Here is a 21,522-nt window from a genome sequence, read left to right on the forward strand (position 1 = left end):
GTTCTGCGTCAACAACTTATTACTACACTCTGTACCGGTTTGCGGCTGCTGTTTATGCTGTTCAACGCAATTAGCAAACCGCTCACCGGGCGGGCAAGACGCCAGCCGCGATCGATTATGCTGATCAAGCCCTGCTGCATCGGAGACGTTATTATGACAACGCCTCTGCTTGAAGTTATCCGCGCTAATTATCCGGCGGCAACCATCACATATATTACTGGTACCTGGTCAAAAACCATTGCCGAACATCATCCGGCCGTTGATAAAATTATTGACTGTGGCAGCATTGGCATTCCCGGTCGCTATAGTCTCAAAGATTATCTCAAGCTAGCTGGTCAGTTGCGCCAACATCACTACGATCTGGCGTTTGTCCTGGATCGATCGCCGATGATGACACTGCTGCCATGGTTAGCGGGCGTGGCGCGACGTGTGGGCCCTGATAGCCTGGGACGCGGCTTCTCATTGACGGATCGCGTAGTCGTGTCGGCCGATCGTGCTCACCTGCAACACCAGGCTGAAATTTATCTGGACCTGGCGCGTGCGATTGGATTGCGCATCGATCATCCACATATGCGCTTTGTGCCAACCGAACATGAACGCCAGTCCGTTTATAGGTCTGACTATGCGAAAGTCGCTGTTTTCACTGGCGGCGGCAGCAATCCAGGCATGGAATTAACGGCGAAACGCTGGCCAATTGAGCGCTACCGGGCCCTGACCCGGCGCATTGTCACGGAGCCAGGAATGCAGGTGCTCTTGATTGGTGGTGAAAGCGATCGGGCATTGAACCAGAGCTTAATCGATGGGCTGAAGGATGTCCCACCTGAGATGGTGGTCAATCTGGCAGGCAAAACGAGTTTTGGAGAAACGGCGGCCCAGATCGAATCCTGCAAGCTGTTTATTGGCAATGACAGCAGCCCGATGCACCTGGCGGCCGCGGTCGGTACCCCGGTCATCGCTATCTTTGGTCCAACCAGTCCGGAGGAATACGGCCCCTATCCCCTGGACGATCCACAGCATATCGCGCTCTGGCGTCATCCAACAGGACAGCCTTGCTTCTTCCTGGGAAAGATGCAGCCCTGCGAGCACTGTACCTGTATGACCTCGGTAACGATTGATGATGTATGGCAGGCTCTGCTGCGCTTGATTCCTGACGCTCAGCAGCAGGAGGTACAACCATGAAACGCCTGCTGCGCGCTCTTATTCTGATCCTGGTACGCATTTATGGTGGTTTTGGGGCAAAGAAGGCCAGCCGACGACGCCGCTTGCAGTCAGCAGAACGCTCTCCACGCATCCTGCTGGTACGGCCAGATCACCTGGGCGATCTGATCATGACGACTCCGATATTACAGGCCATCAAAGAGCAACTGCCCGACGCCCAGCTTACGATGATGATCGGACCATGGTCAAGCGAGGTGGTGGCACACCATCCAGCCGTCGATCGCCTGCTGACCTGTCCATTTCCAGGCTTCCAACGGGCAACGCAGAAGGCTCTGGAGCCCTATAAGCTCCTCTTGCGCACGGCCAGGCAACTCAAGCAGAGTAATTACGATCTCGCCATCAATCTGCGGCCAGATTTCTGGTGGGGTGCGGCCTTGCTCTATCTGGCAGCCATCCCTGAGCGCATTGGCTATGCTACCGAGCTGACCACCCCGTTTCTAAGCCAAGCCCTGCCATTTCCAGCCGCTGAACACGCGACGATCTCTAATCTACGCCTCGGTAGTGTCGCCTTGCAGGCTCTGGGAGCGCCCGCACTGATCGAGCCCTATACCCCTGCGCGCTATCCACTCTATTTTAAACCTCACGATGATGAGCTGGCCTGGGCCGATGCGCGCCTGCAAGAGGCAGGCATGTCTACAGGAAAGCCAATCGTGGTTATTCATGTGGGCACAGGAGGTGCGGTCAAGCTGTGGCGGAACGATGGCTGGACCCATATCGCACAACTGCTGGTCAATGATACCCTCTTGCCATCACCGGCTCATGTTATCTTTACCGGTAGTAAGAGTGAGCGGCCCATGATCGAAGAGATTACGGCTCCGCTGCAAGGATCAGCATTAATCCTGACAGAAACGACAGTAGGGCAGCTGGCAGCGTTGATCGTGCGTGCCGATCTGGTGTTAGGAGTCGATAATGGTCCCTTGCATATGGCAGCAGCGCAGGATACTCCCTCTTTGCGCCTGTTCGGGCCAACTGACGCGCATATCTTTGGACCCTGGGGAGCGCCAGAACGGCACCAGGTCCTGGCCTCAACCCATCGTTGCCCCGGCTGTCCGTCGATCCCCTGCGGTCGCCTGGATTTTACAGCAGAAGAATTGCCCGAGCATCCCTGCGTACGCTTGATCACCGACCAGCAGGTTGAACAGGCCATCAAGATGCTGGTCGGCACTGCAGCCGAGCAAGCCCAACCATGAAGAAGCATCAGCTTCTTCATGGTTCCTCATCCTCGCCCTCAGCGGCAAACAATCCCACATAACTACCGTTTCGTTGCAACTTCAATTCCCGCCTCCTATAATGACAGAAAGAGCCTTGCTTGATGATTTATTGCAGTATCCTCACTCGGATCGAAGGAAGAAGGGAAAAAAGCTGCTGCCTTCCATGCCGCCCGACGAGAGAATTATATCAAAACAATGCCAATGAAATCACGTGATTTTGTATTAGGAATAATATTATGGCACATGCGTTAGCAAATAGAGATGATTACGGCTATCCCACGCAACCCGATTCGCGGAGACGATTGCGCAATAGCGTTGTACATACGAGTAAACGGATATTACTTTCAGGTATCTATGTCCTGATGAGCGTGTTCGGTCTATACCTGCGGCTGCGCACGGGCCTGAGGCGAACACCAGCTCTACACCCATCGCACTTCCATCCCAGACGCATACTGGTGATTCGCCTGGACCTGATCGGCGACCTGGTATTATCTTTGCCGGTGGTCCATATCTTAAAACGTACCTATCCAGAAGCGGATATTGATCTCCTGGCGCTCCCATCCAGCGCGCGCGTGCTGGGCAAAGATCCCGCCATCCACACTGTGCTGACCTATGATCCCAATATATGGCGACGACCTAAAGGCTTGCTCAACCCCAAAAACTGGCGCGAGGCGCGAGCACTACGCCAGCGCTTGCAGGAGCGCAACTATGACCTGGCGGTCAGCGTATTTGGTCCCTGGGCAGCACTGCTGGCACTGGTCAGTGGAGCACAGCGCAGGCTGGGCTTTGGAAAAGAGAGCTATCCCGGCCTGATGACCGATAGTGTGCCCGGACAGCACTGGAAGCCAGGCGACCATCTGCATGAGGTAGATTATTGTCTGAGACTGGCCCAGGCCGCTGGCGCGACACTCCAACCAGAGGATCGCATCCCAACGTTAGTTGTCGATCAGCAAGCGCAGCAGGAAGTAGAACGCTTACTGCAACAGATGGGAGTCAGCGATGAGAAAACACTGATCGCCTGCCATGTCAGCTCGAATAATGGACAATCCAAACGCTGGCCGATTCCGTACTGGGCCAGGTTGATCGATCGCTTGCAGCAAACGGGAAAGGTAGAAGTCGTCTTTACGGGAGCTCCCGATGATCTGCCGTTGATCGCTGCGATTACTACTCGTATGCAAGAACAGGCCATCAACCTGGCTGGCAAGACGAGCCTGGTCCAGCTGGCAGCCCTGCTCCAAAGGGCAAATATCGTGATCACTGGCGATAGTGGTCCCATGCATATTGCCTGTGCCGTGGGAAGCAAGGTGATTGCGATCCATGGACCAACTGATCCGGCACTGAGCGGCCCCGTTAGTCCACTGGCAACAATCCTGCGCGATCCGATCTGGTGCAGTCCCTGTTATAAAGCCAGAGGAGCGCCCGCCAATTGCCGTTTCTTTACAACCCAATGCATGAAAAATATCTCGCCCGACCAGGTTTTACAGACCCTCTACGCTATAGAATTAGAACAGGAAAGCAAGCAACAGCCAGCGGAAAGGATATCCTCCCTGGAGCTGCCTCACATGGTGGAAGGAATACCGCATGAGCAAGATCTTCTGTAATTTGTCTGAGCCCGGACTGCTGGCGGCGGTTGAGCGTAATTTTGCTGAGGAGATGGCCTGTTTTGGGCGCAACTTACCGGGGGCAATCTTGCACCAGGATGACGAGCTGACCTGGTTTATTACTGGCCCGACAGGTCCAAATGGTGTATTGTTAACGTGCTTTGAGCGACGCGAGGCATCATATATTGATGCGCGCATTGAAGAGATGCTGGCTCATTTTAGGAGTCACCAGGTACTGGACCCGGGCTGGCGCGTCGGCCCTACCACACAACCAGCCGATCTGGGGACATATCTGGAGAGACATGGCATGGTGCATCGCGCCTCTATGTCCTGTATGATCCTCGACATTGCCTCGGCCCGCAACGTTACTGCCACACCGAGCGGGCTGGAAATACGCGAGGTGCAGACGCTTGAAGAGTTGCAGGCCAAGTGCGAGGTAGAAAAAATCGGCTTTGGCGCTACAGAAATGATGGCCCGCTACTATTATCTGACCTATAAAACCAGTGGCTTCGGCGCGGGAAAACACTGGCATCACTACGTTGGCAGGCAACAAGGAAAGGCAGTCGCGGTCGCGGCGGTCCTGCTTCATCAGGGCGTTGCGGGCATCTATGGCGTAGCAACGCTACCGCAAGTGCGCAGACAGGGCATTGCTACCGCCATGATGCAGCATGTAATCGGCGCTATTGGCCAGCTGGGCTACGCGATAGCCACGCTCTCACCGTCCGACATGAGCGAGGCTATCTATCGCCGCCTTGGCTTCGAAAATTATTGTCAACTCCATCACTACAGGATATCTTCTCCTGAAGAACACAGATAAGAAATAGAACATTTATGCATAAATCACAGATAACGTTGCCACCTGACGCACGGATACTGGTCGTAAAAATGGCAGGGATCGGCGATCTGCTACTGGCCACTCCAGCTCTACGGGCACTGCGCGAGTCATATCCGCAGGCACGTATCGATCTGCTGGTGACGCCCGATTCTGCGGGCATATTGAATGGTTGGGATGTAGTTGATCAGACTATCGTCCTGGATAAATATCTATTTGATCATCCACGACAGATTCTCAATAATCCCCAGGCATTGCTGCGTTTAAAGGAGTTATGGCAGACATTGCGGGCAGGTAAGTATGACGTCGTCCTGCTGCTACACCATCTGACATTGCCCTTTGGACGCTTAAAACATCAGCTCTTGATGCGAGCAACGGGAGCGCGCTGGCGCGTTGGACTGGATAATGGCCATGGCTGGTTTCTTAATGTGCGTGTAAAAGATCGTGGCTTCGGAGCACTGCATGAAGCCGAATATGCGATGGCGGTCGCCGAGGCCACCGGGGCAACGGTGCAAGATAAAAAGTTGTACTTGCCGTTAAGCGAGACGGACCGCCAGCAGGCCCGGCTGCTGGTGTATGGAGAAGGCAATACACATGAGGCGCGGCTGCCGCTGATCGCGATGCATGCCGGCAGCGGCAGCTATAGTACGGCTCGTCGCTGGGCTCCAGAGCGCTTCGCGCAGCTGGCAGATACGTTATATGCTGATTTTGGTGGAGAGCTACTACTGGTAGGTGGACCTGAAGAGAAGGAGTTGCATGAATATATCATCGAGCAGATGGGCTCCTCGATGCCTGTACGCAGCCTGGCCGGTAAGGGAAGTATTAAAACGACGGCGGCGGTGCTGGAGCTGGTAGATCTTTTCGTGGGCAATGATGCAGGGGTCATGCATATGGCAGCGGCCGTGGGCGCCCCGACCGTCGCTATCTTTAGCCTCTCAAACCATAAAGCCTGGGGACCCTATACCGGCGATCCGGCCAACAAACGGGCCACGGTGGTCCGGCTCGACCTGCCCTGTATGCCGTGCTTCTATAGCGGCCACCTGCTTGGCACGCCTGAAGGCTGCTCAACGCGCGACTGTATCGCCATGCTAGGGGTTGATCCCGTGGCGGCTGCGGCCCGCCGCATGCTAAAAACCAACCACATCCATCAATAGAGGGGTTTTATTACCATGTTCTCCGGGCTTGCCAGTCCGGTGGCGCTGACGCCCCCACTCTTCTTATGTATTGTGTAATGTAAAAAATGCGCATATGCGCATTTTTTACATTACACAATACATACTGCTTTGAGCGCCGCAGGCGCGTATCGTCATGGGGCGAAGGCATAAAATGCAGGCTTTTCAACCACGATCATAGCACATAAAAAAAAGAGGTATGACATCAATAGATGATGCACCTCTTTTTTTTTATGTTTCAGCCATTAGCTTGAGCGGCTGGGGCCGCAGACGTGGCACGTGCAACCGGACGGCTAAAGTTACCGATCTCTACATCGGGCAATTCCTGTTTCAGAATCTGGATCAATTTACGCATCCCCAGCGCTTTGCCCATTGTGCTGAAGTCGGGCATGCGTGGCAGGAATACTTCGGGATCGATATTGAGGTTGCGCAGCTGGATGAGGCGTAAGTTTGTGTCGCGAGCCAGCGCCAGTAAAGCTTCCACCTCGCGTTCACGATCAATCAGACCAGGAAAACTGAGCAGATTGATCGAGCTGTAGAGGCCAGAAGCTGCCGCCCGGCGCAGCGACTCTTTGACATCATCAAACGTATAGCCAATGGGGCGATAATAGGCGTTATAGGTCTCAGGATGGCCCGAGATCGTACTTACGCGAATGGTGTCGAGTCCAGCATCGTAGAGATGCTGCAGCCAGCGTGGATTACTGCCATTTGTATTGATGTTGATAATGCCGCGATCAGTTTTCTGGCGCAGAGCTTTGATAGCTTTGCCGATGCGGGGCCACTGCAACAATGGTTCCCCTTCGCAGCCCTGGCCAAAGCTCACAATCGCATCTTCCGCTTGCTCAAGGTGACTCTGCGCAACTTCGACGATCTCATCGACCGTAGGAATAAAGGTTAAACGATCCTGGGGCGAGATCAGTTCTTCTTCTTCCTGCTTTGAGATACACCCAACGCAACGCGCATTACAGCCCGGCGATACGGCGATAGCCATCTCCCAGCGCTCAAAAAACAGATTGCTGGCGGTGGGACACGAATAGTCCAGCGCGCAATGGGCATGCTGGCCAATAATGCGATTCTGGGGATAGGCAGCCTGTTTTTCGTGCACCAGGCGCTCGAGCTTCTGGCGATTAAAAGCACGTGGATGCCACTTCCTGACTTCGTCGGTTTTGACGGCGGCCACATAAAGCTTGCCATTCATGCCAGCGACCGCGCTATAACCAAAGAATGGGAGCGGCTCCGTATCAGGCACCTTTTCATAGGCTGGCAACAAGGTACGCGTGTAGCCAATCGGTAACAGGGCAGCCACGGCCCAGCCACGAGATTGTGGCACCACCTGGCGCACACCCGAACGCTTCTGGCCAACAGCCAGGCGATCAGGCATCATAGACAGCGTCACGCCGTCTGGTAGTGGAATTAAATCAGATTCTTTTAAAGGGCGATCCCCAAACGAAAGAGCCTGCAAACGAGGCTCTTCGAGGATCTCTCCCTCGGGAGTTACGAAGAGTAGATACGGAGTCGCCATATTTGTCCTTATGTTGTCCTTGAATGAATACTCGATTTTAACGCATATGATAATGCAGAGCAGGGCTCAATGCATTGGAGGAGGGGTCGCCGGAATGCTCGGACTGGTCGGCCGATCTTCAACCGCGTCATCGTCGAATAAGCGTGGGAAAGCACCGGTAATCGTTGTCGATTGATTCTGCAGAGCTACCCGCTGCTCCAGTTCACGGCTATCTTCATAGACAAAACTTAAAATGATATGCTGGCCGCGAACGCTCTGGCTCATCTGTCGAATGCGTGGGCGCTCCCCCTCCATCCAGGCGTTGACGACGGCTTCTAGTGCGGCGATATTTCCACCACAGAGTGCGCTATCAAAGCCTTTATATCTATACACAATTGTATCCTTTCGCTGTATATAAAAAACAGCACTTCGACCACGCAGACAAAAAAATCTTCCATTATGACCGAAGAGTATTGTATCATTCTATTGCAAGATTTACTATACCTGATAATTCAAGCAGTCAGAACTATGCCATCGGGATGGGATGGCAAACCAGCCTGGGGCGCTGAATTCTTCATACCGTTTTAGTGTTGTGGAGTGCAGAAAAATGCGCGCATGCGCGCATTTTTCTGCACTCCACAACACTAAAACTTCTTGAGCACCGCAGGCGCGAAGCGTCAGGGCCGAAGGCGCGAAAAACATGATTGCAAACACGCACTAACAGGACTTGCTGTGATACTGAAAGGATTTATATGATGTCTGAATATCCAATACTTGAGTTTGATAGTGCTCGGGAAGCTATGCTGGAGCCTGCACGCTTGATTCGTCCAATGGATATTTCCCCACATGTGGTCGCCTGCTTTTTTCAGGATGTGATTACGAAACTGTCACAAAAACATGCAGCCCGCGTGGTGCGACATCTGCGCAGCGAAATCGGGACACATCCGATCTATGAGATGGATTTCGAAGGACAGCGTTTGACGGTGTTTCATCCAGGGATAGGAGCGCCTTTGTCTGCAGCATTGTTAGAGGAGGTGATTGCCCTGGGGGGACGCAAATTCGTGGCCTGCGGGGGCGCTGGCGTGCTGGATAGCTCACTGGCGGTGGGACATGTGGTAGTGCCAACAGCAGCGGTACGCGATGAGGGGGTGTCATACCATTATCTGCCGCCCGGCCGCGAGGTAGCAGCTGATGAGGCTGGCGTGCGGGCAATTGAGGCTGTGCTCCAGAAACATCACTGTGAATATGTGCTGGGAAAGACCTGGACCACCGATGCCATCTACCGCGAAACGCCACAGAAGGTAAAGCTGCGACGCGATGAGGGCTGTATTACGGTTGAAATGGAGGCAGCAGCCTTCTTCGCGGTAGCGCAGTTCCGCTCAGTCCAGTTTGCCCAGCTTCTGTATGGAGGCGATGATGTTGGTAGCGAGCAGTGGAATGGACGCGACTGGACAGCGCAGACCTCGGTGCGCGAGAAACTCTTCTGGCTGGCAGCCGAGGCCTGCCTCAGTCTTTAACATTATGGAATGAGCCAGACGCGTCTATGATGGACGCGCCTCTTTTGTGGTCAAAGAACGAATGTTGCCACCACAACGCCGCAGTTCCTCAAAAAAATGCGGATAGCTTTTAGCGATATGTTCAGCCCCGGTCAGGGTAAGTCCGCGCTGACTACGCAGACCAGCAATCGCCAGAGCCATCAGGAGGCGGTGATCATTATGTCCATCGACGGTGACGCCGCCTTCAATCCCCTCAGGTCGTCCGTGGATAATGATAGTATCTTGTCCAGGCTCAAGCGTACAACCGGCTTTGCGCAGTTCCGCGCACAGATCATTGATGCGATCAGACTCTTTATAGTGCAGGCTCTCAACGTTGTAGATGCGACTCTCACCTTCCGCAAAACAGGCGGCAGCGACTACGACCGGAATACAATCAGTGATGGGATCGCCATCGATCTCGAAACCATGAAGGCGACGGCCTCCGCGTAACACAATGGTATCGCCGGTACGCTGAATATCGGCTCCCATGCGCTGAAAGGTTGCAAACAAATATTCACCCACCTCATCTCCAGGACGCAGGCGAGAGAGGGTCAGCTGGCTGGTAGGATCGGTAGAGGCGGCATAAGCGGCCAGCAGGGCAGCGGCCGAAGGATAATCCCCGGGAATTTGAAACTCGCGTGGTTGATAGTGCTGACCGGCAGCGATACGGAAGTAGAGCAGGCTTGTGTCATACTCAATCTGAATGCCGGCCTCTTGCAACACCTCTATGGTTGTGCGCACCAGCGGCTGCGATTTCAAACCATCCACCACATCAATCTCCAGGCCATCGGGAAGCAGAGGTGCCAGAAAGAGCAGGGCGCTGAGAAATTGCGAACTGCGTGCGCCAGAAACAGTCACCCGTCCTCCATGAATAGCGCTTCCACGCAGCGTAATGGGCAGACAGCCCTCGAGTCCACTCCCCTCGCACTGCACACCTAACGTAATCAGAGCCTCCAATAACTCTCGATTGGGACGTTTACCCAGGGATTGCGGATGGTCGGTCACAATGGTAACTTCGGGCAGTAACGCACCCAGTCCGATCAGCAGGCGTGCGACAGCTCCAGCGTTGCCGACATTGATTGTAACCGGAGCTGGCTGGTAAGGACGGCCAGTACCGCGAATGAGCAGTACCCGCTCTTGCTCGTCTTCCCAACGCAGCTCTGCACCCAGGGCCCGACATCCCCGGAATAAGGCATCGCTATCATCGCTGTGGGCCGGTAATATAATCCGACTCTCCCCCGGCGCCAGTGCCGCAGCCAGAGCATAGCGTAACGTGTAGTACTTGGAAGAGGGTATTTCTGGCTGAGAAGGCAGAAGATTCGATGGAGAAACCATAACAGTAGAAGGGAGGGAAGGGGATAGTCTATCGCTCATAAGATACAGTATCGCTTTCTTTACAAAATTGATAGTGATGACACCAGGACGTCATAACTAATAGCTGAGATGCGACAACCTTGCCAGCTGGCATTACTACCATTGTAAGCGACAACTCTCTCTGTGTCGAGAGACAACATTCTCATTATAAAAAACATGCTAGCATATCTGATGCCATCGCTTGTGCAACGCTTCCAACCAGGTTAGCTGTATAAGCCATAACAGGATATTATCAATGTTTATACATGAGCTTATACAAATATATTTACAATTGCATTACACTGATAATACTTTTTAATATCAAATATTACATGCAAAGTTTAACCAACTTTTCCTCTATATACTTGTTGATTTTATTTGAAATTCAGTACATATTTTGTTATAATCGTATCATTGACGTGATTGAATGAATAGGAGGCAATTTCATCGTGCATCAGCAACATGTTGTGATCGTAGGAGCAGGTATTATTGGTCTTGCCACTGCCTATAATCTTCTGCGACAAGGCATGCGCCAGGTTACGGTACTCGAGCAAGCAACCGTTGATCATGGGCAAGCATCCTCACATGGCATTTCACGCTTACTCCGCTTTGAGTATGGCAATGACACCTTCTATCCGGAAATGGTACGCCTGAGTTTGAAGCGCTGGAAACAGTTAGAGCAGCGCACCCGGCAATACCTTTACACCCCAACCGGTACGCTCGCATTAGGACAGGGGCCAAACAGCTTTAGTGAGCAAAGTTACCAGACATTGCGCAGTCTGGGCTATACTCTTGAACGCCTGAACCATAGTGCCGGCGCCCAGCGTTTTCCTCAGTTTCGAATGCAAGATTATGATTTTCTGTCTTATAATGCAAATGCGGGTATGCTGCATGCCTCGTTGTGTTTACAAACTTTGCGCACTTCTATTCGCGAGATGGGAGGAACGATATTAGAGCATCACCAGGTTACCGCCATCAGACATGACAATGCCAGGCAACCGATACGCATCCAACTGGCGGCAAGAAATGAGATAGTTGCGGATCGCGTCGTTATCGCGGCTGGTCCCTGGGTGCATCGTGTGCTGCGCAACGAAATAGAGCTACCTATTCAACTTACACGACAATATTTACTCTACTTTGCAAATCTGCCTTTAAAAGAATTTAGCATCCCTGCCTTCCCGGCATTTATGGCAGACGATCTTTATGGCTTCCCGATCCATAAGCAGGGCAACAATGGGCCTGCCTGGCTGAAAGCAGCTTCACATACCTTCGGAGCGCCAGCAGAACCGGACGAGGTACCAGTAATAGATGAGCACGTTATCAAGCATGTTACTCACCGCCTCTACGATCTTATTCCAGCATTAAAACAAGCGGAATTAGCAAAAGTTGAATCTTATATTTATGATGTAAGCCTTGATGAAGATTTTATTCTTGATTATCTACCACATGATAAACGCATTGTGCTGGCAACAGGCTTTACCGGTCATGCTTTTAAATTTGGTATTCTGTTAGGAGAATTATTGGGTTCTCTGGTCTGCGATGACGAGCCGTTGGTGCCATTGACGCGTTTCCGCCTGGCTCGCTTTGCACGCCAATGGCAAACACCAGCCCCCTCGGTCGCATAGGTTCGGAGCTTGCCTCCGATTAAATAATCGGAGGCAAGCTCCGAACCTATGCGCGTACGCGTTTGATACCCCAGACAATGGAGTCGAGGCGGGCATGATATTCAGGATGGCGGGGGTCGAAACTATGGATGATGACGCGGTTAAAGTCTTGACCTTCGGCGTGAATAAACTCATGTGCATTGAGGGCCATGCCTACGTGGGTAATGCTTTTGGAGCCAAAGAAGATCAGGTCGCCGGCCTGCATCTGCTGGCGGTCAACAGACTGCGTCAGGAAGTCATGTTGCTGATCGGCATCGCGCGGAATAATATTGCCTCCCATGCGATAACAGAGCTGAACAAAACCACTGCAATCTATACCGCGCCAGCTATTGCCTCCCCAGAGATAGGGAACACCGAGAAAAGCTTTGGCATAATTGGTAACGGCCGCGATATCCTGCAGCGGATAGAGTTCGCTGTTACTGCGCAGTTCCACGGCCTCGCGCGCGATCCACCCTTCAGCATCACCCGGTAGAGCGATCCGAATGCGCTGCGGATGCGACAAATTGATATACGGCAAGGCAGTCGACAGATAAAGGTCCAGCAGCTTCTCATCGCCCTCTGCATTAACGTAAACGGGAGCCTCGGGTAGTGTTACTACTGCGGAATAGGGCAGGGCAACGCCGCAGGTGCCTTCATCGCCATCGCAAACTCCGCGTACAATCGGCAATTCCAGCTCGCTGCTACGAATCCAGCCACTATAGTCGGGAAGTTGGATATGGGTCCATTCACCAGATGTTTCGCCAGCTATAACGGACACGTTCATCAAAGCCTGGGTAACCAGTTCAGACTCAGGGTCGGGGTCGCGCCGTATGTCGGCAACACTCGCTGCAACAATAAAGGATGTGGTGTCGTTATTTTCCAAGATGCTCCTCTGCCTCCATACATTGAAATACTTGCCATATGTAAGTAATAGTCCTTTTATTATATCTCATCACTTCCACTCTTATCCCTATCAGCGTAACCGCTCCCTTGCAGGCGGGCGCTGGCGCACCCGAGCCCTCTGAGATGAGGCGAAAAAACACTGTGGGCCGTGCAGTAAATGACGAGATCCTGCATAATAATATTATTGGCACTTACACGGTCTTTGAAGCAGCCAAAAGGGCTGGTGTAGAACAGGTAATTTTTGCTAGTTCAAATCATGCCGTGGGCAGCTATGAAGAGGAATATGTGAGCAAAGCCGCCTCCGGCCAGCGCGAGATGCTCGATCACTTAGTCCTGATGCAGCCAGATAGTTATTACGGGGTAAGCAAAGTCTTTGGTGAAGCGATGGGCGCCTACTATGCCAATCACCGAGGCCTGCGCGTGATCTGTATTCGTATTGGCTGGATTAATCCCGACAATAAACCTGAAGGCGATCCCGCCGAGCCCAGCCCTGCGATGTGGATGAGTTATGAAGACTTCGCTCAGATAGTCCAGAAGAGTATCGAAGCTGATACTGTTCAATTTGACATTTTCTATGGCGTCTCAGATAATCAGAATCGCTTATTTGATCTCGAACACGCCAAAGAAATACTGAAATTTGAACCGTCCAACTAACTCTCAGGTGGTTCAGGCACTGCTATAGTCCGATTACCATCAGACACGCCCCTTTTCACGGCAACTCAAATGCAGACAGGAGCGTGTTCTTGATAATACAAGCAAACGGAAAGAAGGAAATATTCCATGGCAGAACTATCACAAACGCAACAATGGCTGCATAAAAACAGAGAGAATCCAATTGTGCAAATTTTGACCACCTGGATTACTGGAGAACTGCAGCGGCCAATGGAGACGGTTGAGAACATTGAGATTATTCCCAATGATGCAGATGCACCAAGCGAAATTGAGATTGTGGTCGATTTCACCGATGGTGGCCGTGCGACCCAAAAGATAGAGATAGAAGAATAGTACCTATAGCTCAGGACTGCTGCCAGATTACAACCTAGCGATTATACTTATTATGAGACAACTACTCTGGTTGGTAGGGATTGGCTTCATACTATATCCTCCGTACCATTGTGGATGGACTTGTTGCTCTAATAAAACTGTTATATCATATAAAGTAATGAGTTATAAGTAGCGCTATCACATTTCCGTATGCAAAGCATGTCGAGAGGTGAGGGAGAATGTTTAAGAAAAAAGTAAAGGCAGATTTAGGCAAGTTTGTACAGGCGAAAACCAGGGACGGTGAAATCAAGGGTGTACTGGTACCATTTCGGGGCAAACAAATGGTAGAGAATCGCTCGGGAATCTATGACATTCGCGAGGTAACCGATGTGACTCCAACCCAGACCCTGGGCAAAGATACACTCAATTTCTTGCAGGCTGTACGTCGCAGACATGAATTATCCTAGTGCAGACGCTGGCGATACAAAAAACACTCATCACTGCCGATGAGTTCCACTGAAACAAAAACAACACCCACCACATATACATTTTGCTCCTGTCTATTAGGTTTTTCCTCACTCATAGCCAGGAGTATTTTTTTGTTGGGACATCATTTATCCAGGTACGCTGCTCAAGTGGCATCAAGGCCGCTATGTTTTCCCTTGATGCCACTTGAGCAGCGTGCTACACATCCGCATTCATTATGAATCCTTGCCATACCCCTCTGAGAGTTGCCTCTATTTCACCAATGGCAACTCAATAGGATCTGTTATGTTTCATGATCCTCACTTCACATAAAACCCAAATGGCTGTCTATCTCATTGACATTCTCAACAATACAAGGTAGCGCTATGCCTTGTTACTCTGTCTGACACGCACAAGCAAGCGACAACGATGCACATGAAAGAGTTCAACCATTCTGACGTTGTTGATAATGGTGCATGGATCGAGACCGATTCAAACATCCCAAACTACACCACTGCCGTGTTCCGCCTTTGGAGGTGTCATAAAAAAATAAGATGCAGCGTTCATTCCTACATTTGTGTAATCGCTGTCTCTGCGCCTCTGTTAACAGCTGCAAGGCGGACAGAGCAATAGGCAGAAGAATTTTTCCTTTTTGCTGATCATACACGCGATAGACTGAAATAACCTCTCCCTGTGGAGTTGATTGTACCGACTGATATCCCAGAGAAAGGATCTGGTTGAGCATTTCCAGATCTGGTAGAGTTGTGGTCTGCTCTTCAACGAGATAGGTACATAACGACCGCAATGACTGTCGAAACCTTTTTACCTCTTCAAGGAGGTCAAAGGTCCAGTCAATGGGTGTCTCGTTTCCTGCTATATCGTCATGTTCCGGGTGGTGTGCGAGCGCTGCCTGCCACCACTGTGCTAGATCGTCGGGAGATGAGAGCACATCACGTTTTTTTCTTCGTACGATCATTTCCGTATTGATTAGATCAAGAGCCAGCGAGCCACTCAGGAAAAGGGCATCTCCGACTATCTTCTCTTTGGCCATCTTGATTTTCCGTAACTATTCAGGCCTCCTTTTCGTGTGAGTTCTCAAACGACCTTCGTATGTAGAGTGCCAACGGACTGCCATCCTAGCCTATCGGCTCAGGCGATGAGTTGTCCTGAATAGTTACGATTTTCCTTTCTTTTGGTAGCAACGTATTGCTTTCTGGATTATACGCTGATAAACCACTATTGACTAGTATATTTCCTTCTGGTAGCATTATATACAAATCAAAATACATTTTACCATGTATATAGTTATGATTGCGGAGGATACCGTAGCGCTACCACAATTTATCGAGGAGGGAATTCCCCATGTTCTGCCGAAGCCATTTGATCTAGAGACGTTACCGAGGTAACTCTCAGATAACACACATTCTGACTGAAAGAAACGCATATGCAGCTATATCCGCAAAAAGATCAAGAGCGACCACAGTCACCGGACATGGGCACAAAACGGCTCGAAGCGTTCAGCGATGGGATATTTGCGATCGCCATTACACTGCTCGCGCTCAATTTGCAGGTGCCCGTATTGACTACTATCACCCCCCACGCGTTGGCAGAGGCCCTGGGGGCAAAGTGGCCAACCTACCTGACCTTCGTGTTCAGTTTTGTGACAGTGCTCATCGCCTGGGTATACCATCATCGTCTGCTCCAATGGGCGGAACACGCGGAAACAGGGCTACTCTTTATCAATGGGATGCTCTTACTCATCGTTTCGGCGATTCCCTTCCCTACGGCACTGCTTGGAGCTTATTTGACAACGCCAGCGGCCTCGGTCGCGAGTGCTATTTACGCTGGCTATATCGGGATTCTTAATTTCACCTACAATCTACTCTGGTGGGTGGTGGTGCGGCAACATTGCAGAAACCATCCGTCTGGCTGGCGCCCCCCCACGAACATGATCCTTTCTTTTATCGGTTTCCCTTGCTATCTGGTCGCTGTGGGGATCACCTTCTGGAGCCCCGCTGCGGCCCTCATCATCTGCGGCACGTTATGGGTCGTGTGGACCATTAGAGCACCTAGCATGGACGCATTTCCGATGTCTTTCCATCGAAAGGGGTATCACCATGGCAACCGTTTCTTATCGAAATATAAAGGTCGATGACATTCAGGTGTTTTATCGTGAGGCAGGAGAGCAGCATGCACAGACGCTCGTATTGCTGCACGGATTTCCATCTTCGTCCCATATGTTTCGGAACCTTCTTCCCGTTCTAGGCGAGCACTTTCATGTGGTCGCACCCGATTATCCGGGGTATGGCTATAGTAATAGTCCGAGTGTCGAGCAGTTCGCCTATACCTTCGATCATCTGGAAGAGATCGTAGAAAAGGTCCTCGACACACTCAAGCTCAAACGCTTCAGTATCTATGTCCAGGATTATGGGGCTCCAGTGGGATTTCGTCTGGCAGTCAAATATCCTGAGCGGATCAAGGCCATTATCAGCCAGAATGGCAATGCCTATCGCGAGGGCTTCACTTCCTTCTGGGATGCGGCGTGGCCGTTCTGGTCCCATCGCGATGCGGAAACAGAGAAACCCATACGAGGCTTGTTGACACGAGAGACAACGATCTGGCAATACACCACCGGAGTGCGCGAGAAAGAGCATATCAGTCCCGATGCCTGGACGTTTGATCAACTGGGACTGGATCGGCCAGGCAATGCGGATATCCAATTAGCCCTCTTCGAGGACTATCGTACCAATCCGCAGCGCTATCCCCAATGGCATGAGTATTTCCGGCACTATCAACCGCCGCTCCTGGCCGTGTGGGGCAAGAATGATCCGATCTTTAGCCCAGCTGGCGCAGAGGCGTTCAAGCACGATCTCCCCAACTGCGAGGTGCACCTGCTGGATACCGGTCACTTTGCGCTAGAGGAAGACGGAGAGGTAATCGCCGAGCATGTCACCCGGTTTCTCACGGCAAAAAGGGCTACTTGAAAGGGATTGTCACGGAATGTCGTCCCCTGGTGAACAGGGGATATCTCCACATTTCTGCTTTCTGCTATGAATGAGTCAAAATTCTCTCATTTCCTGGTTTGGTGAAAGAGAAGGCGAGCGTTGCAGGTTCGTGCGAGGAGACCGTAGCGCTCTTGATGCTTTCTTCAACAGGTATTAGATGTGTAATATAGTACAGCATGTAGATGTGGGCCACGAATACGTGTAAGAAACCATCACAAGCCTTTCAGTTCACAGTTTTGACGGCGCCATCAGATTTGACACCATAAGGATTGAATTAACCTGGACAAATTTGGATGGCGTAAACAAGAAAAACACCTTCTTGAACAAGAATACCCACCAAAAGAGATATACCCGGGACCTCTAAAAGTAGTGTATACTCATAGCATGATTACTCATGCTATGAGTATGGGCGTTGCCTTGCTCCCCTTATGATGAGTACTTAATATAGAAAAATGTAAACAGATATATGCTTATGAGGAGTATTTATGAAGCGATTTCGTTCCGTTGCCTGCGCTCTTCTCTTATTAGCTCTATTTCTGGCCGCCTGCGGTGGCAGCAACACTGATACGGGAAGTGCGCCAGCCAGCACGACCTCGAAGCCGGCAACTTCCAATATTTCACTCCAGGTATTTGCTGCGGCCTCGCTAACTGAGTCCTTTACGGAAATAGCGAAGCAATATCAGGCACAACATCCCAATGTGAGCATCAAATATAATTTCAATGGCTCGCAGCTGCTAGAACAGCAAATAGCCAATGGAGCACCAGCCGATGTGTTTGCTTCGGCCGACCAGACAAATATGAAGAAGGCCAACGCGGCGGGACTGGTAGAGAGTGCGAAGGTTTTTGCACAGAACCGCCTGGTGGTCATTGTGCCAGTTGGCAATAAAAATGTGACTACATTGAAAGATCTGAGCAAGTCAGGTGTCAAGATTGACGTTGGCGCAGCCTCGGTGCCTGCGGGCAAATATAGTCAGCAGGTGCTCGATAAAATGGGGGCCTCACCTCAGTATGGCGCGAGCTATGAAGTAAATGTGAAGAAGAATATTGTCTCGCAAGAGGAGAACGTTAAGGCAGTGGTACAGAAAGTACAGTTAGGCGAGGTGGATGCCGGCTTTGTCTATCGCACCGATGTCACCAATGCTGTCGCCAATAAGGTTACGGTGCTGGATATTCCTGATAGCTTTAATGTGATCGCTCAATATCCGATCGCCGTCACCAAAAACGCTCCGCATAGCACAGAGGCCCGGGACTTCCTTAACTATGTGCTCTCAAGCAACGGACAGGCCGTATTGCAAAAATATCACTTTATTACGGCTAACAACAAATAAATCCACCTCAGGAAGACCAATAGGGACTACTTTATTGGTCTTCCCTTTCCCTCCATATCCAAAGAAAGTATCTCATTCCTCAGCTAGTCAGCGCTATTTTTGGGAGCCTGAGATTGTTCTGCCACCCGAGCGGCAGGCAATTCACAGGTACTCGCACGAACGATCAGGTCTGGTAACAGAATACGCTGATGCAATTTCATGTCTGGATTACTGAGTATTTCAATGAGATATTTCACGGCCGTGGCATCCTGCTGGCCGAAGTTGAAATCGATTGTGGTTAGAGGTGGTTCGGTAAAAGCGGCCAGTTCGGCATTATCGAAGCTGATTACCGAAACATCGGCTGGAATACGCAGGCCGCGCTCGCGCAAGGCGCGCATCGCCCCCAGGGCCATAGTGTCCGAGCCAACCATCACTGCCGTAAACGGCTGGCCGGTCGCCAGTAGTTGCTGCATAGCGGCATGGCCACTGCTAAAAGTATATTCGGACGCGCACATTGGTCCTGGTTGCAAACCATGACGCAACAGGGTCTTATGCCAGATTGTATGCCGTAGATGTCCATTAATCAGGTCTAGTGAGGGAGGAATAGCCGCAATCTGGCGATGGCCGAGTTGAATAAGATATTCTACAGCTATACGAGTGGCGTAGACCTGGTCAAAACCGACCCAGGCCAGCTTTGAGGTGGGGACGTAGTCGCGCCGGACCAGCGGCATACTCCCACATAGCTCCAGCAGGTGCTCGTCGCTGATATCCAATGAAGGTGCGTGCATAATCACACCATCTACCAGGCGGGCCGCCGCATTCTCCAGAGCCGCCCCCAGGTTTTCGATCTCGGTCATTGTCACGAGTAGGTCATAGCTAGCATCGCGAGCCGCCATAGCCATAGTTTGAATAGATTCAGCAAAACGCCCACCGTGGCGGATGTTCACCACGATCAGCTCCAGCGTATGCGATCGATGGGTGGTCAGCATGCGAGCAACCTTGCTGGGTACAAAATCTAGCTCCTTCATCACCTGCAGTACACGCTTGCGCGTCTCCTCGGCAACGCTCTCGCTTTCATTCATCACCCGCGATACCGTTTGATAAGAGACGCCGGCCAGCTTCGCCACATCGCGAATCGTATTTTTCTTCTTCCTGACAGCCATACGCGTGATAACATCTCTCCGACAGACATAGGATACCCATGGCATCCGCGTCCATCAATACCAATGTCTCAAAAAAGGCGTTCCCTGTACCATCCCTGGAGCTATTTCTTTTGTAGAAAAAAGGTGTGAACGGTCACAGTATACCGAAGTTTACAGCTGCCTGTCAATACAAATAATGCCAATAATAAGCCGTAACATAGCAGACTTTACTTGATTTTTATTATTTTATAGTGCATATATGTAATGTTACCGGTCACATATACGATCGTCATACAGAAAAATTCATTTCTTAAAGAGGTTGTAAATGCAAAAAAAACGTTATGCACTGGTCGGCACTGGATCGCGCTCACGCATGTTCATTGACGCGCTTCTCGGCCCCTACCATGAGATTGCGGAGCTGGTGGCGCTCTGTGACCTGAGCCAGGTGCGAATGGATTGGCATAATCAGCGCATCCAGGAAAGCACTGGCGAACCACCTCTGCCAACTTATCTGGCCGAGCAGTTTGAGCAAATGATAGGTGAAACACGGCCCGATACAGTCATTGTGACGACAATGGATAGCACCCATCACATCTATATTGTGCGGGCCATGGAGCTAGGCTGTGATGTCATCACGGAAAAACCGATGACGATCGATATCGAGAAGATGAGGGCAATCTTCGAGGCCCAGGAACGGACCGGACGCTCTTTGCGCGTCAGCTTTAACTATCGCTATACGCCTGCGTATACGGCTTTCCGGGAACAGATCATGCGCGGCGTGATCGGGAAGCCGCTGGCGATGGATTTCGCCTGGCTGCTGGATACCAGCCATGGCGCCGACTATTTCCGCCGCTGGCACCGTGAGAAGCAGAATAGCGGTGGTCTATTTGTGCATAAAGCTACGCACCACTTCGACCTGGTCAACTGGTGGCTCGATACCTATCCTAGCGAGGTCTTCGCGATGGGTGCCCTGCAGTTCTATGGCCAGCACAACGCCGAGGAGCGCAGCGAGCGCTATGATTATCAACGCTATACCGGGGTTGATGCGGCGCGCAATGATCCATTCGCGCTCACGCTTGAGACCAATCCGATGCTACGTGGCCTGTACCTGGACGCAGAAAAAGAAACGGGCTACCTGCGGGATCGCAACGTCTTTGGCGAGCCGATTACAATTGAAGACACAATGCGGCTAATCGCTCGTTACCAGAACGGGGTGCTGCTCTCTTACTCTCTGATCGCCTACTCTCCCTGGGAAGGCTTGCGGGTCGCCATCACTGGCACCAAGGGCCGTCTGGAAATGGATATCGTGGAAAATATCCACCAGATTCAAAGCGATGGGGAAGGCAAGGAGAGCGCTAGCAAGGGACCATTCAAATCTACGAGTATCCGTGTGTACCCCATGTTTGGTGTACCATATACTGTAGAAGTACCGGAATCTGTTGGAGGACATGGTGGTGGGGACCCGATATTGCTGGAGCACTTATTTTCACCTCAGCCTCCATATGATCCGTATCGACGGGCAGCGTCACATATCGATGGTGCCGCCTCAATCCTGGTAGGAATTGCCGCCAATCAGTCAATGCAGACGGGCCAGATGGTCAAAATCGATGATCTTTTTCGTCTGCCCACTAAAGCGGCACAGTAATACAA

20 protein-coding genes are annotated in these 21,522 nt (G+C 51.4%); 14 read left to right on the plus strand and 6 right to left on the minus strand.

What is annotated here, in order from left to right:
* Window positions 1-54: 54 nt before the first annotated feature.
* The 5 genes from waaF (JMI88_RS05395) to JMI88_RS05415 all read left to right on the plus strand — a co-directional run bounded on the left by waaF (JMI88_RS05395) (window position 55) and on the right by JMI88_RS05415 (window position 6,016).
* Window positions 55-1,179: a lipopolysaccharide heptosyltransferase II gene (gene waaF, locus JMI88_RS05395; RefSeq protein ID WP_201360732.1), complete on the plus strand. Its 1,125-nt coding sequence runs from the start codon at window positions 55-57 to the stop codon at window positions 1,177-1,179.
* Entirely contained in the window at window positions 1,176-2,408 is a 1,233-nt protein-coding gene (locus JMI88_RS05400) for a glycosyltransferase family 9 protein (protein WP_201360733.1), read from the plus strand. Before waaF (JMI88_RS05395) ends, JMI88_RS05400 begins: the two co-directional genes overlap by 4 nt.
* 257 nt (window positions 2,409-2,665) lie before the next feature.
* On the plus strand, window positions 2,666-4,030 hold the full coding sequence (gene waaF / locus JMI88_RS05405) for a lipopolysaccharide heptosyltransferase II (protein ID WP_201360734.1): 1,365 nt from the start codon (window positions 2,666-2,668) through the stop codon (window positions 4,028-4,030).
* Complete coding sequence (locus JMI88_RS05410) at window positions 4,011-4,847, plus strand: GNAT family N-acetyltransferase (RefSeq protein ID WP_201360735.1); 837 nt, start codon at window positions 4,011-4,013, stop codon at window positions 4,845-4,847. Before waaF (JMI88_RS05405) ends, JMI88_RS05410 begins: the two co-directional genes overlap by 20 nt.
* 14 nt (window positions 4,848-4,861) lie before the next feature.
* Window positions 4,862-6,016 carry a glycosyltransferase family 9 protein gene (locus JMI88_RS05415; protein ID WP_201360736.1) on the plus strand — a complete coding sequence of 385 codons (1,155 nt, stop codon included), beginning with the start codon at window positions 4,862-4,864 and terminating at the stop codon, window positions 6,014-6,016.
* Between the two features lie 256 nt (window positions 6,017-6,272).
* Here the strand turns inward: JMI88_RS05415 and JMI88_RS05420 are convergent, their stop codons facing one another.
* Window positions 6,273-7,556, minus strand: coding sequence for a radical SAM family protein (locus JMI88_RS05420; RefSeq protein ID WP_201360737.1), 1,284 nt, complete (start codon window positions 7,554-7,556; stop codon window positions 6,273-6,275).
* 66 nt (window positions 7,557-7,622) lie between these two features.
* Window positions 7,623-7,928, minus strand: a complete 306-nt coding sequence (locus tag JMI88_RS05425) for a hypothetical protein (protein WP_201360738.1) — start codon at window positions 7,926-7,928, stop codon at window positions 7,623-7,625.
* Window positions 7,929-8,287: 359 nt separating this feature from the next.
* Between JMI88_RS05425 and JMI88_RS05430 the strand changes: the two genes are divergently transcribed.
* Window positions 8,288-9,052, plus strand: coding sequence for a nucleoside phosphorylase (locus tag JMI88_RS05430; RefSeq protein ID WP_201360739.1), 765 nt, complete (start codon window positions 8,288-8,290; stop codon window positions 9,050-9,052).
* Window positions 9,053-9,076: 24 nt separating this feature from the next.
* On the opposite strand, the gene aroA is transcribed toward JMI88_RS05430, so the two are convergent.
* Window positions 9,077-10,444, minus strand: a complete 1,368-nt coding sequence (gene aroA, locus JMI88_RS05435; protein ID WP_201360740.1) for a 3-phosphoshikimate 1-carboxyvinyltransferase — start codon at window positions 10,442-10,444, stop codon at window positions 9,077-9,079.
* Window positions 10,445-10,872: 428 nt separating this feature from the next.
* On the opposite strand from aroA, the gene JMI88_RS05440 reads away from it, so the two are divergent.
* Complete coding sequence (locus JMI88_RS05440; RefSeq protein WP_201360741.1) at window positions 10,873-12,048, plus strand: FAD-dependent oxidoreductase; 1,176 nt, start codon at window positions 10,873-10,875, stop codon at window positions 12,046-12,048.
* A gap of 46 nt (window positions 12,049-12,094) precedes the next feature.
* Here the strand turns inward: JMI88_RS05440 and JMI88_RS05445 are convergent, their stop codons facing one another.
* The gene (locus JMI88_RS05445) at window positions 12,095-12,949 is read right to left on the minus strand and encodes a C40 family peptidase (RefSeq protein WP_201360742.1); all 855 of its coding nucleotides are present in this window, start codon (window positions 12,947-12,949) and stop codon (window positions 12,095-12,097) included.
* Between the two features lie 161 nt (window positions 12,950-13,110).
* On the opposite strand from JMI88_RS05445, the gene JMI88_RS05450 reads away from it, so the two are divergent.
* The 3 genes from JMI88_RS05450 to JMI88_RS05460 all read left to right on the plus strand — a co-directional run bounded on the left by JMI88_RS05450 (window position 13,111) and on the right by JMI88_RS05460 (window position 14,420).
* Entirely contained in the window at window positions 13,111-13,623 is a 513-nt protein-coding gene (locus tag JMI88_RS05450; RefSeq protein ID WP_201360743.1) for an NAD-dependent epimerase/dehydratase family protein, read from the plus strand.
* Between the two features lie 126 nt (window positions 13,624-13,749).
* Window positions 13,750-13,974 (plus strand): hypothetical protein, encoded by a 225-nt coding sequence (locus JMI88_RS05455; RefSeq protein WP_201360744.1) that lies wholly within the window; start codon window positions 13,750-13,752, stop codon window positions 13,972-13,974.
* Window positions 13,975-14,192: 218 nt separating this feature from the next.
* Entirely contained in the window at window positions 14,193-14,420 is a 228-nt protein-coding gene (locus JMI88_RS05460) for a hypothetical protein (RefSeq protein WP_201360745.1), read from the plus strand.
* 443 nt (window positions 14,421-14,863) lie between these two features.
* Here JMI88_RS05460 and JMI88_RS05465 read toward each other — a convergent pair whose 3' ends face one another.
* Window positions 14,864-15,469, minus strand: a complete 606-nt coding sequence (locus tag JMI88_RS05465; RefSeq protein ID WP_201360746.1) for a CGNR zinc finger domain-containing protein — start codon at window positions 15,467-15,469, stop codon at window positions 14,864-14,866.
* A 393-nt stretch (window positions 15,470-15,862) separates the two neighbouring features.
* Between JMI88_RS05465 and JMI88_RS05470 the strand changes: the two genes are divergently transcribed.
* The 3 genes from JMI88_RS05470 (at window position 15,863) to modA (ending at window position 18,751) form a co-directional block, all read left to right on the plus strand.
* Complete coding sequence (locus JMI88_RS05470) at window positions 15,863-16,573, plus strand: TMEM175 family protein (RefSeq protein ID WP_201360747.1); 711 nt, start codon at window positions 15,863-15,865, stop codon at window positions 16,571-16,573.
* On the plus strand, window positions 16,536-17,402 hold the full coding sequence (locus tag JMI88_RS05475) for an alpha/beta fold hydrolase (RefSeq protein ID WP_201360748.1): 867 nt from the start codon (window positions 16,536-16,538) through the stop codon (window positions 17,400-17,402). The genes JMI88_RS05470 and JMI88_RS05475 overlap by 38 nt, the downstream gene beginning before the upstream one ends.
* Before the next feature lie 506 nt (window positions 17,403-17,908).
* Window positions 17,909-18,751, plus strand: a complete 843-nt coding sequence (modA, locus tag JMI88_RS05480; RefSeq protein WP_201360749.1) for a molybdate ABC transporter substrate-binding protein — start codon at window positions 17,909-17,911, stop codon at window positions 18,749-18,751.
* A gap of 83 nt (window positions 18,752-18,834) precedes the next feature.
* Here the strand turns inward: modA and JMI88_RS05485 are convergent, their stop codons facing one another.
* Entirely contained in the window at window positions 18,835-19,893 is a 1,059-nt protein-coding gene (locus JMI88_RS05485) for a LacI family DNA-binding transcriptional regulator (RefSeq protein WP_201360750.1), read from the minus strand.
* Between the two features lie 304 nt (window positions 19,894-20,197).
* Between JMI88_RS05485 and JMI88_RS05490 the strand changes: the two genes are divergently transcribed.
* Complete coding sequence (locus tag JMI88_RS05490; RefSeq protein ID WP_201360751.1) at window positions 20,198-21,517, plus strand: Gfo/Idh/MocA family oxidoreductase; 1,320 nt, start codon at window positions 20,198-20,200, stop codon at window positions 21,515-21,517.
* The last annotated feature ends 5 nt before the right edge of the window (window positions 21,518-21,522 follow it).

Source organism: Dictyobacter formicarum (genome assembly GCF_016587435.1).